Here is a 14,770-nt window from a genome sequence, read left to right as displayed (position 1 = left end):
GCGGCCGGCGTCGTCCGTTGGCAGTGTCGCCAGCCGGGTTCATAATGACGCCTGGACGATGATTTGGGGCGACCGCGACAGAGAGGATTCCTCATGCTGTTCGTCGAGACCAATGGCGCAAGAATACCGGCGATCGGGCTCGGAACCTGGGAGCTGAGCGGGCGCATGTGCGCACGTGTGGTCGAGCAGGCGCTACGGCTCGGCTATCGCCACATCGATACCGCACAGGTCTACGAGAATGAGCGCGAGGTCGGCGACGGCTTGCGTGCCTCCGGCGTGCGCCGCGACGACATCTTCCTGACGACAAAAGTCTGGACCAACCATTTTGCGCCCCATGATCTCGAGCGCTCGGTCAAGGAGAGTCTGGCGCGCATGCGGCTTCCCTCGGTCGATCTCCTGCTGCTGCACTGGCCCAATTCGCACGTGCCGCTGGAGGAGACGCTGGGCGCACTGTCGCATGCCAAGCGCATGGGCCTGACCCGCCACATCGGCGTCTCCAATTTCACCGTCGCGCTGATCGAGCAGGCGGTGGCGTTGTCACCGGAGCCGCTGGCCTGCAATCAGGTCGAATACCATCCTTATCTGGACCAGGCGAAGGTGAGGGCGGCCTGCGATCAGCACCGGCTCGCGCTGGTCGCCTACAGCCCGATCGCCAAGGGGCGGATCAAGACCGACCAGACGCTCGCCGAGATCGGGCGTCTTCATCGCAAGACGCCGGCGCAGGTCTGCCTGCGTTGGCTGGTGCAACAGAATGTCGCTGCGATCCCGCGCACCTCGCGCGTCGAACACCTGTCGGAAAACATCGAGATCTTCGATTTCGAGCTTTCGGACGACGAGATGGCCCAAATCGCCGCGCTGGCCAGTCCCAGGGGCCGCCTGACCGATTTCGGCTTCGCGCCAAAATGGGATTGAGAGGGGGCTGCCGTATGCTAGGACCAGCTTGGCAACCTGAAGTCAGGCGATGGAACTGCGGAAGATCATACGGACGGACATTGCAGCGTCGGCGATCGCCCATCTGACGCTGGTCGCGCTGATCATCGTGATCAGCAAAGTCCATCCGTTTCACGCCAGCCCGCCCGAATCGGTTTCCGTCAGCATCGTGACGCCGGAGCAGGTGAAGCAGGAAGAGGCCAAGGCCGAGGAGAAGGCCGAGGAAAAACTCAAGAAGCCGCCGGAGCCGACCCCTGACCTGAAACTGCCGAAGTTGGATTTCACCGACAAGGACAAGGCGGCGGCCGCGCCGAAGCCCGAGGCGAAGCAGCAGGCCGCGGCACCGTCCTCGAAGCAGCAGGCCTCGCCTGAACAGCCGCAGCAGAAACAGCCGCAGCCACAGCCTTCACAGACGTCGCAGCAGCAGCGCGAGGCAAATGCGCAGACGCAACCGCAGCCTCAACAGCCACAGCCACAGCCTCAGCCATCGCAGTCGCCGCCGCCTCAGGCGACGCCGCAGCCCCCGACACCGCAGCCCCCGGCGCCGCAGCTACTGCCACAAGCGATGCAGCAGCCAGCCGCGCCGCCCCCGGCCTTTCAGGCGCCGGAGCCTGACGTCACTGTCAAGTACGGCGTCATGCTGGGCCTGCCGCCGGAATTGCCGGCGGAGCTGCCGAAGGACGCCCCCAAGGACGATGGCGGCGATGCCAAGGATTCAATCGCGGCCAAGTTGCCGGCCGAAGTGATCGCCGAGCTGCGTCGTCACTTGCGTAGCTGCGCCAAACTGCCGGCCGGGGTTGCGCCGACCGACAACGTCAACATCAAGCTGCGCACGGTGCTCGCGACCGACGGCACGCTGGCGCGGGAGCCGATCCTGATCGAAGCCCCGCCGTCGGCAAAGGGCGTTGCGCTCGTGAAGTCGGCCATGAGCGCGCTTCAGGCCTGCCAGCCCTACAAGATGCTGCCGGCCGATAAATACGGGGAATGGAAGGTGATGGACCTGCCGTTCACACCACGGGATTTCGGCGGCTAGCACGTAGTCATCTAGCCCGGATGGAGCGCAGCGCAATCGGGGCCGCTCGCGTTGCGTCTGGCACCTTCCCGGATTGCGCCGCTGCGCTCTATCCGGGCTACACGACCGCCTCTGTGTCCCCTCCGTCAATCCGCTCGCGCCAATATATTCCGCTTTGTGCTTGAAGCGAGACCACCCAGGTCGGTCGCGGCGACGGGCACGTCAAGTTGCCAGACCTGATCGGAATGGCCTCCTAGCGTACGGGCCCCACTTGCTGCTCAGCGCATAGAATGACCGGGCGTCCAACTTTGCGTCTGGCGACGGACAAGCCGAGATCGCCGCTATCCTTACAAGCCAGCCGGAGCACACGCTGGGGACACCACGATCTCAACCCAACACCTTGTGCACCGCGCGCTAGTGCCCACGATCTCGCAAGCTGGGTCAGCCGATACAATGCCGCGGCAGCACTTCGGGCACGTATATCCCGCGATGCTTGGTGCGAAGTCATACTCCGGACCAACGTAGGCGCAGATCATGTGGTGGAATACCGGAAACGAGATCAGAGCGGATGAGCCGCAAGCCGGGCAATTCGTTTGAGTCCCTTCGATCTGCATGCTGCACCTCGCTCCCTCTCACAGCTCGTCGAGCCCGAATAGTCCCACCAGCATGGAAGCGATCCGCGCGCTGAGTTGTGTGTAGTGCATGTGAACGTCGACGGCCGAGTTCAGCGCCGGGGGATGTGCGCCTGGGCTGAACCGAATTCGCGCGATTTGCGAGGCGGTACGCTCGCGCGCCGCCGATGAGCCCGCTGCGGGGTACACGTCGGACACGGGCAAAATTTCCGCGATTTTGCCCAGAATTCGTCGGTTGCCGAACAGCACAAAGACTTCGTTGCCGACTTTTGGATCGGACAGGCGTTCGTTGGGAACGTACCAATCGACGAAGACATCCGTGGGGTCGAGAATTTCTGCAATCGGAGTGCCCGCCACCAGTGACTGGCCGGCACGCGCAGGATTGTTCGCGACGATGCCAGCTATGGGCGCAAAGACTCTCCCATCGGCAAATCTGCTTTCAACTTTTTCGAGGCGGTCACCGAGTTGCCGGCTGAATTCGTCGAGAGCAGCCAATTGAGTGCTGGCTTCGGCGGCTTCCGCCTCCTGCGAGACCACGGCTTTGTTCGCCAGGGCGCGCTCCCGGGACATGTCTATGCGGTAATTCAGGCTCGCAGCCGATGAGGTTGCGATAAGCTCGACAGCTTCCTCAGCAAGGCGCAAATGTGAGCGCGTCGCGTCGAGAGATTCGCGCGCAACCCGGGCTTTGACACGCAGTTCCGCCTTGCGGCCAGCGATGTCCGCGAGCGAGCGCATATAAGTCGCGACGATTTCATCGTGCTGCGGAGACCGAACCCTTCCGATTTCTTCGCCGGCCCTGACCGATGCACCTCTCAGCACGGTGATGCTGTTAATCTGCACGATGTAAGGCAGTGAAACCAAATATCTCGGCGAGGACACGCTACCTGGGCCGCCGAGATAGAGGAGTGGCCTCCCGAAATAGACGACAAAGAATGCGAGTATGCCGAATACGATTGTCGCATAGGCGGCGCGGACGGCCCGTCCGGCCGCACGCCGACGGCTCTCGATAGGATCGGGAATATGCGGATCGAGTCGCGTCAGGGTGACTGTCATTTGGCCACCTCTTCTGTCCGATCTCCGAATAATGCACGGCGAACGCGCGGCGGTACGAAATCATCGTTCCGCGACGAGGCAAAGATAATTTCTGAAGAATAGGAAAAGAACCGCGCGCACTTCAGATAGACGCCTTGGTAAAGCGGAAAGATCAGCGCCATCTTCCAGCCGAAGGTTCCGACGGATCGATGGAATAGGGCGAACACAAGTGCCATATTGAATACCGAGATCCAGAGCAACAATAGGTAGATCGCCGACAGAAACAACACGGCATTCGAGCCGAACAGCAGCACGATGTAGGCCAAGTAGAATGGCAGGCTGAGCGTCGGAACGAGATCGAAGACGATGAAGTCCAGCCGTTGGATTGTGTCCGGTAAACGCTCCAGCGGGTGGCGAAAACTCAGCTCGCCATACATCATGAAACGGATGCGCAGAGCATCGCGATCCCAGCGCGCCCGCTGGCGCAACAGACTTATGCCGCTTGCGGGGCCGGCTGTTTCCGCCCAGGCGTCGGACACGAAGCGAATGACATAGCCGAGCCTGCGGAGCCGCAAGGTGTACTCCATATCCTCTCCCGGGCCGACGTCGAGCCCGCCCTGCTGCGCGAAAATATCCCGGCGATACATGGAACAGGCGCCGGACAGACACGCGATCGCATCCACCACGTCGAGGATCGACCGCCCCGCGGTGATCGACATCAGGTATTCGACGCTTTGAAGTCCTGTCCATATCGAGTCGCGCTCGTTGCTGACCGCGATGCTGCAACTTGCGCCGGCGACGAGCGGATCGCCGAACGCAGCAGCGAGGCGCTCAACCGCGTTCGGTTCGAAGACAGTGTCGGCATCCACGGTCAAAAGCAGAGCGCCGCGGGCAAACCGTGCGGCAGCGTTGATGGCAGCGCTGCGGCCGCAGCGGGTCCCATGGCAGATGACCATGTCAACCAGGCCCTGCGCTCTCGCCCGCTCCGCTACCGCGCGTGTTTCGTCGGTGGAGCCGTCGTCGACGACGATGATTTCGACAGGTCGCAGGGTTTGCCGGCGCAGCGAGTTGATCGAAGGACCAAGCCCGGAGCCGCCGTTGAATGTCGGGATAATCACGCTTACTGTCGCCTGGCTAACCGTCGCGCTGGCGCTTCGCCGCTTCGAGCTGAACAGAGCAAGAGACACCAGCGATAAGGTGTAGCGGGGGATGTCGAATATCAGCAGCGAGAAGGCGAGTAGAAATAAACTCGTTCCGGCGAGCACTTCCACCATTTCGGACATGCCGCCACCTCCACTACGACAGGACCACTCCGAGCATCCGACCAAACAAGGTGCGCAAGGCAATTATCAGACGAGAAAATGAAGACCATCGCGTTGATGGTCGAGTGGCAAATTGCGTAAACATTTGCTTTTTGTGTTTGCGCTATTCACCTGCAGCGTCAGCTTTGTCAGTTGACGATGACCGGCTCTCGAAGACTGATTGTTGGCGTGCCGGCATCAGCGTTGCGGTTGGAGTTGTTCCCCGCGTCGATAAATCCCACAAGGTGACCGGTCCGTCCAACCTTTCAGGCGCAAGACGGCCTCAGTCTGGAAAGACTGAGGCCGGTGGGGGCGTCGATGTACCGTTGGGGTCGGTACTCCAGAATTCTAATCGCGACGCACCAATTTGCGTATTGTCCTTGAGGACAACCGGTCAGCACGTCGTCCCTCTCACACATCTGCGAACCGCCCGACGGGTATGCCGGACGGTCGTCCGTGCCACGCACACGCCGTTGATACGCGTCCTGCCGATGCCGCAGGCAGCAGCGACTTCCGTAATCAGGCTTTCGGGCTGTGCAATCGGGGCAGGTGTCATCGCCTGAGCCGATACTGCGAAGAAGAAGGCGAACGTGGCAATTCCGAGCGACTTGATCATATCGAGCTCCCTGGAAGCGCCCAACCGCCCGGCCGGCGCGGCGAAGCGATGGACGCGACTCTCTCAAACTGATGCCCGCTCCTGTCAGAGAATTGAGATAGATCAAAGCGGCTTTACGGACTTCCCGTGCGGCAATCGCTACACATAGCAGGCCGAGACCGCCGGCTTAGGACTTTGATCGCAGGCTTCCCTGTGCCCTCTTGGATAAGAGGGTGAAGTGACCAGGCAAAGATACGGGCGAAATGCGCCGCGAGAGTGCGAAGCTATGTCTGCAATTCAAAATGCGAGCCGGAAAAGTGGCGCTGCCGCCTCATACTGCGTCAATGCGAGCGCAGCGACTTGTCCGCCACACTCCGCTCTCGTGCCCCGGACGCAGCGCAAGAGCGCTGCAGCGCGTCCCGGACACGAGCGCGTCAACGACCGCGCTTCCGCATCTCCTCGCCATCCACCACCTCCGGCGCCATGGCCTCCCACGCGCTCGAGGCGAATTGCCGTCGCCAGGTCACGATTACCACGGCTGCCGTGGTCACGAACAATACCCAGGGGCTGACGAACCAGCCGAGATAGCCGAGTGCGAAGAAGAAGGCGCGCTGGCCGCGGTTGAAATGGCGGCCGGCGGATTCGAACAGGCGCGAGGTGCGGATCACATGAGCTTCGGCCTCCGGCGTGTCACGCTGCGAGGCCGCCGGCATGCCACCGAACAGGATCGCGACATAGTTGAACAGGCGGTACGACCAGGCGAATTTGAAGAAGGCGTAGACGCAGATCAGGACAAGGCCGACGCATTTCAGCTCCCACATGGCGGGCGAAGTGCTGAGATCGATCGGCAGCTTGCTCAAGATCGTGATCGCATCGTTGGTCGCGTGCAGCAGCGCCAGCGCGCCGCCGAGCGCGATCAGGCTGGTGGAGGCGAAGAAGGCGGTGCCGTTCTGCAGCGAGGCCATGATCTGCATGTCGACCATGCGCGCGTCGCGGTCGAGCAGCCGGCGCACCCACACCTCGCGGTAGCGGTTCATGCGCGCCGACAGGCTGTCGCGGCCATAGGCCGAATGCTCCAGCGTCAGCGCGTAGACCAGCCATTCGATGATGAAGAAGCCGACGGCGGTGATGTCGACCCAATGCCTGCTCATGTCTGTCTCCTGGCGAGGATCGCAACGCTTGCCACGCATGGCGAGGTGCAGCAACGATTGATTGGCGGCAGGCGATGGCGTTAAAAGCGGCTCGCTTCAAGGCGTATCGGGAAGGATGGATGACATGGCTGCGCTGAAACTCGCAATCGGCAACAAGAATTACTCGTCATGGTCGATGCGGCCCTGGCTCGCGCTCCGCGCCAACGACATCCCGTTCGTGGAGACCCTCATCCCGCTCTACACCGACAATCCCGCGGACAAGGAGCAGATCATCTCGTTCAGCCGCGCCGGCAAGGTGCCGGTGCTGGTCGACGGCGACATCACGGTGTGGGATTCGCTCAGCATCATCGAATACGTCGCCGAGCGCTATTCGGAAGTGAAACTGTGGCCGCACGATGCCGCCGCCCGCGCCCATGCCCGTTCGGTGTGCGCCGAGATGCATTCCGGCTTCATGGCCCTTCGCAACGAATGCGGCATGAACCTGCATCGCCCGGTGCGCGCCGTGACGCTGTCGGCGGACGCAGAGGCCAACATCGCGCGCGTGCAGGAGATCTGGCGCGAGTGCCGGACCCGGTATGGCGCCGATGGACCGTTCCTGTTCGGGCGCTTCGGCGCGGCGGATGCGATGTATGCCCCGGTGGTGCACCGCTTCCGCACCTACGCAATCGAGGTCACGCCGGAGACCAAGGCCTACATGGACACGATGCTGGCGCTGCCGGCGCTCCAGGAATGGACTCGGGACGGGCTCGCCGAAACGCTGGTCATCGAAAAGTTCGAGAACGTGTAATCCGTGGTTGCGATCGGGCCTCGCTCGATCGCCCGAGTGGTCGGCGAGGAGAGGGACCTCACGGGAATCCTGGGCTTGCTCGGCCGACCAGTTCCGCAGCGACAATGTCGACCCATTGGCTGCGCGCCACGACATCCCGATCGACCGGCTGGGCCAGATTCTGGCCCAGGAACCGCGCAAGGCGGTGGATCACGCCAGCCCCGACGGCCGTTGGCTTCATACCGCCTGAAGGACCGGTTCCAGCGGTATCATCGGCTGGCGGCATCACGCTGAAATAACTGCAAAATTCGCACGTTTGCCATGTTGCATACTGCTGGCCAAAAACGCCCGCTGCATGCTATACAGCGGCCGGGTTTCCGGCCGGCCGACGCAGTGGGACCATGGGCGTGGCAGGCGTTGTTTGAGTGATGGAGAGGGTGTTGAAGCACAAATTCCCTATTGGCGCGCGCGTATTGTTCACCGCGAGCAATGTCGCACGCCCCGCTGCCAGCGGCTCGTATGAGGTCATCCGCCTCCTGCCGACCGATGGTGACGACTGTCAGTACCGGATCAAGAGCTCGACCGAAGCCTTCGAACGCGTCGCCAAGGAAAGCCAACTCGCGCTGTCCTGAAGGCCGACGCTATCCGCGCATTGGCGCGTCCTCGGGGAATTGTATTCTGCCGCCGTCAAAAGGCCCGCTTCACCTTCAAAAGGTGGGCCGGGGGCAGTTGCCGACTCTCGGTGCTCGCTTTGACCATTCGCTCTCTGCTCGCGTGAGGGGACGTCGCGCATGAACTGGGCATGGGCCTCGTCGCTCGACCAAATCTGGCGCTCGCCGGCCCTTCCAATGTGGATGATGCTGGCGGCTGCCGGCTTCTTCGGACTGATCCTCCTGGTCACGCTGCTGCGCGCCGAGAGGTCGGTCGCCAACGGTGCGCTGAGCGTCATTACGCTGTTCGCCATTGCCATCGCGCTGGCTGCCGTCGTGCGCGTCGATGGACCGGCGGGGCAGACCACGCCGACCGAGGCGCGCGCACAGGCCGCGATGATCGCGAGCCTGCCGGCGCTGTCCTGCCTTGACGAACTCGCTGGCGATGCCGTGGCCATTGGCTGCGAGAAGGCGCTGTTCGGCGCGCCTGACGCGGCGGCGGCGGCCGTCTCCACCACCGCGGCCAGGATCGACCGGCTGACGGCGCTCGGCGATGCCGCGACCGCCGAGAACAGCCTGACGCCCGACATCAAGGTGCTGCGCAAGTCGCTGGAGCGTGATCGCTACGGCCTGGTCGCGCAGGTGCTGGTCGTGCGCGACGGCTGCACGCAGTTCGACTGCGCGGCCTTCCGCTCGCTGACCGATCAGCAGCAGGTCGCCGCCAACATGGATTCCCATCTCTACGACACGCTGGTCGCGCGCTACGCCCCGACCTGGAATGCGCCTGCAGCGGCGCAATCGTTGCCGGCCACGGCCGCGCTCGCCGGACTGCCGCCGTCGATGCCGACGGGCAAGCCGACCAATGCGGAATTCCCGAGCGCCTCGTCGACGCCGCCGGTCAGCATCATGAATCCGGAGCCGACGCGCCACACGGCGCCCGCCGCGAACGCAGCGGCCGCGCCGGCTCCGCGCGCCCCGGCAGCCGCTTCGGCACAGGCCGCAGCTCCCGCCGCGAAGAGGCCGCCTGCGCCGAAGGCTGCGCGGGCGCCGGCGGCAGCACCGGTTCCGCTCACGCCGCCGCCTGGGGCTCCCCCGGCTGCGGATAACGAGTAGATCGGCATTCCAAATGGGTGGCTGCCCGGCTAATGCTGGGGCATGCCACTACATCTGATCAAGCTCGCCGTCGGCTGCGAATCCGTCAAGGAATTGAAGGAGTGGACCGCCGAACGGATGCAGACCGCCAAGAAGAAGGGTCTGCCGCAACATCACATCCACATCACCCGCATGATGCCCAAGCGCGACGCCGAGATCCTGTCGGGCGGGTCGCTCTATTGGGTGATCAAGGGCGAGGTCGCCGCGCGCGAAAAGATCATCGGCATCGAGCCGTTCCGCGACAAGGACGGCATCGGGCGCTGCCGGATCGTGATGCAGCCGAAGGTGATCCCCGTGTCGCCGCGGCCGATGCGCCCGTTCCAGGGCTGGCGCTACCTTGCCGACGATTCGGTGCCGCCCGATCTCGGCAAGTCCGCCGCCGGCTCGATCGCGGCGATGCCGGAGCCGATGCGGCGCGAGCTGCGCGATCTCGGGCTGCTCTAAACCGCGATATTGTCGATCAGCCGGGTCGTGCCGAGCTTGGCCGCGACTAAGATGCGCAAGGGGCCGTCCTTGCGCGAGGTGACAGGCGCCAGGGTCGCTGCATGGCGGACCTCGAAATAGTCGAGCTCAAAGCCGGCCGCCATGATCATCGCGGCTGCGCGCGCCATTGCGGCCGCGATCGCTTCGCCGGCGCGGATGCGCCCGGCGCTCTCCTTCATGGCGCGGTACAGCGTGGTTGCGGTCTGCCGCTCCTGTGGCGACAAATAGACGTTGCGCGAGGACATCGCGAGCCCGTCGCGCTCGCGCACGGTGCGGGAACCGATCACCTTGACGCCGAGGTCGAGGTCGCGGGCCATCTGCGCCACCACTCGCAACTGCTGAAAATCCTTCTCGCCGAAGATCGCGACATCCGGCCGGCACTGCGTGAACAGCTTGCCGACGACGGTGGCGACGCCGCCGAAGAAATGCGGGCGGAAGCGGTCCTCGAGGCCGGCCAGCGCCGGTCCCTCCGGCACGATGCGGGTCGCAAAGCCCTCCGGATACATGGCCTCGGCGCCGGGATGCCAGACGATATCGACGTCCTCGGCGGCGAGCCTGGCGAGATCGGCCTTCCAGGTTCGCGGATAGGCGCCAAAATCCTCGGTCGGAGCGAACTGGGTCGGATTGACGAAGATCGACACCACGACGCGGCTCGCGCGCCGTCGGGCCAGGCGCACCAGCGACACATGGCCGTCATGGAGCGCTCCCATGGTCGGGACCAGCGCGATCGTGGCCTTTCGCTTGCGAAGATTGTCGATGGCGCGTCGCAAGTTGGGGACCGTGCGGGCGATCAAGGGGCTGCGTGACATCAGAACTCGACGCGGTTGGGAATCGACGGGCGCGTCCCGGCGCCCGGCAGGCTAACCTTAACAAGCGGCGACCATGGACGCCACGCATCCGGATGCGGCACAGCATCCCGCGCGCAAGAGGTCGCGACATTGTGGGCTGGATCACAGACGCGAAGCGGCGCGGCGATTCATGATGAAGGACGGCGCGCCGCGAATTGTATTGCCTGTCACGCATTTCACTTGACCGCAGACGCGGCCAACTTGAAGATATTCGTTAGGGGTGTTGAGGATCGCGATGCTTGTGCAAGCTAGCCAAGGCCAGTCCGGCTCGGCGCATGTTGTCGTGCTCGGCAACGAGAAGGGCGGCTCCGGCAAGTCGACGACCGCCCTGCACATCGCAGTCGCGCTTCTGAAAGCCGGCCAGCGCGTCGCCACCATCGACCTCGACTGCCGTCAGCAGAGCTTTACTCACTACATCAACAACCGTTCCGCCTGGGCGCGCCGCACCAAGCTCGACCTCGAACTGCCGCTGCATCGCTGCATCAAGCTCGGTGAGACCATGCAGGTCGCCGAGAACGAGAATTCGGAGTTCCTTCAGTTCATGGAAGCGGTCTCGGCGGTCGAGAGCAGTTTCGACTTCATCGTCATCGATACCCCCGGCACCGACAGCTACCTGATGCGGCTTGCGCATTCGATGGCCGACACGCTGGTGACCCCGATCAACGACAGCTTTCTCGATTTCGATGTGCTCGGCACCGTCGATCCCGCCAATTACGCGGTGACGGGCGAGAGCCACTACGCCGAGATGGTGCGGGATGTCAGGCGCAAGCGTCGCCAGCTCGACGGCGCGACCACCGACTGGATCGTCGTGCGCAACCGCCTGTCGATGCTCGGCTCGCGCAACAAGCAGCTGGTTGCCGAGGGGTTGAAGGATTTGTCGTTGCGGCTCGGCTTCCGCTACGTCGACGGCTTCGCCGAACGCGTTGTCTATCGCGAGTTCTTCCCGCGCGGCCTGACCGCGCTGGACGAGATCGACGAGGCCACCCTCGGCATGCGGCCCAATCTCGGCCATCTCACCGCGCGGGAGGAGGTGACGAGCCTGCTCCGCCAGCTCAAGCTTCCGCTCGACGAGCGCGGACGTCGCCGCGCGGCCAACCGGGCCGAGTGGTTCAATCAGGTCGACAAGCCGCTCGAGGTCCACGACATCCTCGGCGCCTGAGGCGGCGGTATATCGCTACTTCCAGTCGATCAAAGCGGCCGGTCTCCCGCGGGAACCGAGCCTGCGCTCAGCCGTTTTCACCCAGCGTTTACTGCAAAATTGAACCCGATCGAGACAGGTTGCGTCGGAAGGTGAGGTGCACCCTGGCGTAGCCGCGTGAGAGCGGGGTGCCCAAGAAACGTGTGCGCCGCACAATGAAAGGGCTGATGGTTCACAATATTTAGCCTTCCTGTCACGCGCCTGTGACATATATTAGGGAATAGGCGACCAGGGGCCGAAGAGCTCCGGAAGAACACGATTTTCAACAGGGATTCAGGCCGCAAGAGCCTGAGGCTGAGGACGAAAATGAAGCGTGGAATTGCCGTTCTGGTTTCGGTCAGTGCCCTCTGTGGCGTCGCCTATTTCACGGCGAGCAAGTGGGCAATCAGGCACGAGACCATCACCTTCTACGATGCCTCGCGCGACAACCGTGCGGTGCCCGTCGATATCGCGATCCGTCGTGACAAGGAAATGCAGGCCAATGCCGGCATGATCACGATGCCGGTCGCCGTGATCAACCACGGCAACACCGTCAAGAACACCGAGTACGGCTTCCTCGCCAACATTTTCGCGGCGCGCGGCTACCTCGTCGTCAGCCCGCAGCATGATTTGCCGACCGATCCTCCGATGGTGACCAAGCCCGGCGAGATCTATGTCGGCCGGCTGCCGCAGATCCTGCGCGGCGTCGCCAACATCCATCTCGCCATGCAGGAGATGAAGAAGGTTCAGCCCAACGCCGACTACGACAGGGTGACAATGGTCGGCCACTCCATGGGCGGCGACATCACGATGTATTTCGCCAAGCAGTATCCGGATGAGGTCAAGAAGGTCGTCACGCTCGACAATCTTCGCGTGCCCTTCGTCACCGCCGGCAAGTTCAAGATCCTGTCGTTCCGCTCCACCGACCCGCAGTTCAAGGCCGATGCGGGCGTGATCCCGACCGACGAGGAATGCGAGAAGGCCGGCATCCAGGTCGTGAAGACTGAATTCCAGCACAACGACATGCGCGACACCGGTCCGGACGCGGCCAAGAACTCGATCCAGGGCATGCTCGACAAGTTCCTGAGCGCGACCGACAGCGAAGTGGCGCCGGTCGACACGCAATCGTCCCCGCCCAAGATTCTCGAGCCCGGGCCAGTCGCCTTGATGGCGCCTGCCAAGAGCTGACGCCTTCCTCGTCGTGGATCGCGTTTCAAAGCCCCCGCCGGCTGCCGCCTGCGGGGGCTTTGCACATTGACCGGGCTGCATGCGCTGACCACATTAGCCGCTCACGCAAGGGTCAAGGGAAATGTCCGGCGAACCCATCAAACCGCGCGGCCGCGATGCCGTCTCGGCGCAACCAGGCGGCGCTGTGCCGCAGGCGGGGACCTCGACCTCGGAGGACATTGCCGCCTTCGTCGCCAACGCGCGCGCGCTGTCACCGCATGCGCCCGGTGCGAAGGGACGGCTGATCTTCGCGCTGGATGCGACGATGAGTCGGCAGCCGACCTGGGACATGGCCTGCGCGCTTCAAGCCGACATGTTCCGTGAGAGCGCCGCGCTCGGCAGTCTCGACATCCGGCTCGTCTACTATCGCGGCTTCAACGAGTGCCGCGCCACGGGATGGATCTCCGACAGCGCCAGGCTTGCGGCGCTGATGAGCAAGATCGATTGCCGTGGCGGCGACACCCAGATCGGCAAGGTGCTGAGCGAGGCGCGGCGCGAGGCGGTCGCATCCGGCGTGCGCGCCGTTGTCTTCGTCGGCGACGCCATGGAGGAGAACGTCGACGAGCTCTGCGCCAAGGCCGGCGAGCTAGGCATGCTCAAAGTGCCTGTGTTCGTATTTCAGGAAGGTCATGACGCGGTTGCCGAGCAGACCTTTCGCGAGATCGCGCGCCTGACCGGCGGCGCCTGGTGCCGGTTTGATCCGGGCGCGGCGGCGCAATTGCGCGAGCTGTTGCGCGCAGCCGCCGCCTACGCGGCCGGCGGACGCGAGGCGCTGTTGCAATTGGCGAAGACCGCCAGTGGCGCGGCCAGGTTGATCGGCCAGATGAAGTAGCGCTGGCGCGCGGCCCGCGGCGGCACAAGGACACGATGCTTTTTGGCGGTAGGCCGACTATATTCCGGCCATGACCCTGATCGCCGGCGCTATCGCTGTTATCACCCTTTATCTGCTGCTCCAGATGTTCCGTTCGGCCAATCCGGCCGTGCTGGCACGCGCGATCAGGTTCGGCGGCGGCGTGGTGGCGCTGGCTGTCGCAGCGTTCACGGGCTTGAAGGGCGAACTGGTGGTGGCGATCCCGCTCGGGATATTCGGTGCCGGGCTCCTGGGCTGGACACCGATGGCAAACGCCGGCTTCGGCAATATCGGCGGGCTGTTCGGCGGGGGCGCGACGCGCCCGGCCGGTCAGGCCTCGCGCGTGCGCTCGCAATTCCTGGATATGCGGCTCGATCACGATTCCGGCCAGCTCGGAGGCCGGATCGTCGCCGGGCCTCACGCCGGGCGCGATCTCGATGAGTTCGATCTCGCGGCCCTGCTGGCAATGGTCCCGGCGTTCGACGCCGAGAGCGTGGCCCTACTTGAAAGCTATCTGGACCGCCGGTTTCCCGCTTGGCGTCAGAACGCGCAGGGCGACGCGGCAGGGGGGCAGCGCCGCACGGTGGCGACCGGCAAAATGACGACGGAGGAGGCCTATCAGATCCTTGGCCTGCAGCCGGGGGCGGGGCGTGACGACATCAGCCGGGCTCACAAGTCCCTGATGAAGAAACTGCATCCCGACCAGGGGGGCTCGACGTATCTCGCTGCCCGTGTAAACGAGGCCAAGGATACTCTGCTTCGCACGCATAACGGCTAACTCCGGCACCACGCTACAAACGCTCGTCCCGTGTGAGCTCCGTTTGCTCTGTTTGCCGTCGCCCCGATGCCCGCCGTTGTCGGCGTGGTCGATCCCTTGCGTAAAGTTTTAACCGTAAATCCTTGACGAGAGGTTGTCGTGGAACAGCCTCGTCGGTCACCGCATCCCAAAAATGAAAATGCCCGC

Annotated in this window: 14 protein-coding genes; 10 read left to right on the top strand and 4 right to left on the bottom strand. The window is 63.8% G+C overall.

The genetic code is table 11. The annotated features are described in order from the left end of the window. The first annotated feature begins 93 nt into the window (after nucleotides 1-93). Nucleotides 94-912: an aldo/keto reductase gene (locus tag GWG67_RS04670; RefSeq protein WP_275167973.1), complete on the top strand. Its 819-nt coding sequence runs from the start codon at nucleotides 94-96 to the stop codon at nucleotides 910-912. 49 nt (nucleotides 913-961) lie between these two features. Beyond that, complete coding sequence (locus tag GWG67_RS04665) at nucleotides 962-1,963, top strand: hypothetical protein (RefSeq protein ID WP_275167972.1); 1,002 nt, start codon at nucleotides 962-964, stop codon at nucleotides 1,961-1,963. Between the two features lie 611 nt (nucleotides 1,964-2,574). Here the strand turns inward: GWG67_RS04665 and GWG67_RS04660 are convergent. The 3 genes from GWG67_RS04660 to GWG67_RS04650 form a co-directional block, all read right to left on the bottom strand. Further along, nucleotides 2,575-3,627: an HlyD family secretion protein gene (locus tag GWG67_RS04660; RefSeq protein ID WP_275167971.1), complete on the bottom strand. Its 1,053-nt coding sequence runs from the start codon at nucleotides 3,625-3,627 to the stop codon at nucleotides 2,575-2,577. Beyond that, nucleotides 3,624-4,889 carry a glycosyltransferase gene (locus GWG67_RS04655; RefSeq protein WP_275167970.1) on the bottom strand — a complete coding sequence of 422 codons (1,266 nt, stop codon included), beginning with the start codon at nucleotides 4,887-4,889 and terminating at the stop codon, nucleotides 3,624-3,626. Before GWG67_RS04655 ends, GWG67_RS04660 begins: the two co-directional genes overlap by 4 nt. A gap of 1,047 nt (nucleotides 4,890-5,936) precedes the next feature. Then, complete coding sequence (locus tag GWG67_RS04650; protein ID WP_275167969.1) at nucleotides 5,937-6,653, bottom strand: DUF599 domain-containing protein; 717 nt, start codon at nucleotides 6,651-6,653, stop codon at nucleotides 5,937-5,939. Nucleotides 6,654-6,777: 124 nt separating this feature from the next. Here GWG67_RS04650 and GWG67_RS04645 point away from each other — a divergent pair, with 124 nt between their 5' ends. The 4 genes from GWG67_RS04645 to GWG67_RS04630 all read left to right on the top strand — a co-directional run bounded on the left by GWG67_RS04645 (nucleotide 6,778) and on the right by GWG67_RS04630 (nucleotide 9,665). Next, entirely contained in the window at nucleotides 6,778-7,440 is a 663-nt protein-coding gene (locus GWG67_RS04645; protein ID WP_275167968.1) for a glutathione S-transferase family protein, read from the top strand. A gap of 407 nt (nucleotides 7,441-7,847) precedes the next feature. Next, on the top strand, nucleotides 7,848-8,051 hold the full coding sequence (locus GWG67_RS04640) for a hypothetical protein (protein WP_007611353.1): 204 nt from the start codon (nucleotides 7,848-7,850) through the stop codon (nucleotides 8,049-8,051). A 159-nt stretch (nucleotides 8,052-8,210) separates the two neighbouring features. Beyond that, nucleotides 8,211-9,182 carry a hypothetical protein gene (locus GWG67_RS04635; protein ID WP_275167967.1) on the top strand — a complete coding sequence of 324 codons (972 nt, stop codon included), beginning with the start codon at nucleotides 8,211-8,213 and terminating at the stop codon, nucleotides 9,180-9,182. 42 nt (nucleotides 9,183-9,224) lie between these two features. Beyond that, on the top strand, nucleotides 9,225-9,665 hold the full coding sequence (locus tag GWG67_RS04630; protein WP_275167966.1) for a DUF1489 family protein: 441 nt from the start codon (nucleotides 9,225-9,227) through the stop codon (nucleotides 9,663-9,665). Here GWG67_RS04630 and panC read toward each other — a convergent pair. Next, nucleotides 9,662-10,513 (bottom strand): pantoate--beta-alanine ligase, encoded by an 852-nt coding sequence (gene panC, locus GWG67_RS04625; protein WP_275167965.1) that lies wholly within the window; start codon nucleotides 10,511-10,513, stop codon nucleotides 9,662-9,664. The genes GWG67_RS04630 and panC overlap by 4 nt on opposite strands. A gap of 274 nt (nucleotides 10,514-10,787) precedes the next feature. Between panC and GWG67_RS04620 the strand changes: the two genes are divergently transcribed. The 4 genes from GWG67_RS04620 (at nucleotide 10,788) to GWG67_RS04605 (ending at nucleotide 14,584) form a co-directional block, all read left to right on the top strand. Next, the gene (locus GWG67_RS04620) at nucleotides 10,788-11,711 is read left to right on the top strand and encodes a division plane positioning ATPase MipZ (protein ID WP_007603231.1); all 924 of its coding nucleotides are present in this window, start codon (nucleotides 10,788-10,790) and stop codon (nucleotides 11,709-11,711) included. Nucleotides 11,712-12,056: 345 nt separating this feature from the next. Next, a complete protein-coding gene (locus GWG67_RS04615) occupies nucleotides 12,057-12,917 on the top strand; it encodes an alpha/beta fold hydrolase (RefSeq protein WP_275167964.1) in 861 nt (286 codons plus the stop codon). Between the two features lie 121 nt (nucleotides 12,918-13,038). Continuing rightward, nucleotides 13,039-13,788, top strand: a complete 750-nt coding sequence (locus GWG67_RS04610) for a VWA domain-containing protein (RefSeq protein WP_275167963.1) — start codon at nucleotides 13,039-13,041, stop codon at nucleotides 13,786-13,788. 70 nt (nucleotides 13,789-13,858) lie between these two features. After that, nucleotides 13,859-14,584 carry a DnaJ domain-containing protein gene (locus tag GWG67_RS04605; RefSeq protein ID WP_007603236.1) on the top strand — a complete coding sequence of 242 codons (726 nt, stop codon included), beginning with the start codon at nucleotides 13,859-13,861 and terminating at the stop codon, nucleotides 14,582-14,584. The last annotated feature ends 186 nt before the right edge of the window (nucleotides 14,585-14,770 follow it).

The sequence above is a fragment of the Bradyrhizobium sp. CSS354 genome, from assembly GCF_029051725.1.
GTDB lineage: Bacteria > Pseudomonadota > Alphaproteobacteria > Rhizobiales > Xanthobacteraceae > Bradyrhizobium.
The sequence above is the reverse complement of the archived record's forward strand: the minus strand, read 5'-3'. Positions and strand labels throughout refer to the sequence as shown.

Bases quoted from the DNA above. Each gene is read 5' to 3' on its own strand.
- GWG67_RS04635 (WP_275167967.1), top strand. From the start codon at position 8,211: ATGAACTGGGCATGGGCCTCGTCGCTCGACCAAATCTGGCGCTCGCCG.
- GWG67_RS04645 (WP_275167968.1), top strand. From the start codon at position 6,778: ATGGCTGCGCTGAAACTCGCAATCGGCAACAAGAATTACTCGTCATGG.
- GWG67_RS04610 (WP_275167963.1), top strand. From the start codon at position 13,039: ATGTCCGGCGAACCCATCAAACCGCGCGGCCGCGATGCCGTCTCGGCG.
- GWG67_RS04655 (WP_275167970.1), bottom strand. From the start codon at position 4,889: ATGTCCGAAATGGTGGAAGTGCTCGCCGGAACGAGTTTATTTCTACTC.
- GWG67_RS04640 (WP_007611353.1), top strand. From the start codon at position 7,848: ATGGAGAGGGTGTTGAAGCACAAATTCCCTATTGGCGCGCGCGTATTG.
- GWG67_RS04615 (WP_275167964.1), top strand. From the start codon at position 12,057: ATGAAGCGTGGAATTGCCGTTCTGGTTTCGGTCAGTGCCCTCTGTGGC.
- panC (WP_275167965.1), bottom strand. From the start codon at position 10,513: ATGTCACGCAGCCCCTTGATCGCCCGCACGGTCCCCAACTTGCGACGC.
- GWG67_RS04650 (WP_275167969.1), bottom strand. From the start codon at position 6,653: ATGAGCAGGCATTGGGTCGACATCACCGCCGTCGGCTTCTTCATCATC.
- GWG67_RS04660 (WP_275167971.1), bottom strand. From the start codon at position 3,627: ATGACAGTCACCCTGACGCGACTCGATCCGCATATTCCCGATCCTATC.
- GWG67_RS04670 (WP_275167973.1), top strand. From the start codon at position 94: ATGCTGTTCGTCGAGACCAATGGCGCAAGAATACCGGCGATCGGGCTC.
- GWG67_RS04665 (WP_275167972.1), top strand. From the start codon at position 962: ATGGAACTGCGGAAGATCATACGGACGGACATTGCAGCGTCGGCGATC.
- GWG67_RS04630 (WP_275167966.1), top strand. From the start codon at position 9,225: ATGCCACTACATCTGATCAAGCTCGCCGTCGGCTGCGAATCCGTCAAG.
- GWG67_RS04605 (WP_007603236.1), top strand. From the start codon at position 13,859: ATGACCCTGATCGCCGGCGCTATCGCTGTTATCACCCTTTATCTGCTG.
- GWG67_RS04620 (WP_007603231.1), top strand. From the start codon at position 10,788: ATGCTTGTGCAAGCTAGCCAAGGCCAGTCCGGCTCGGCGCATGTTGTC.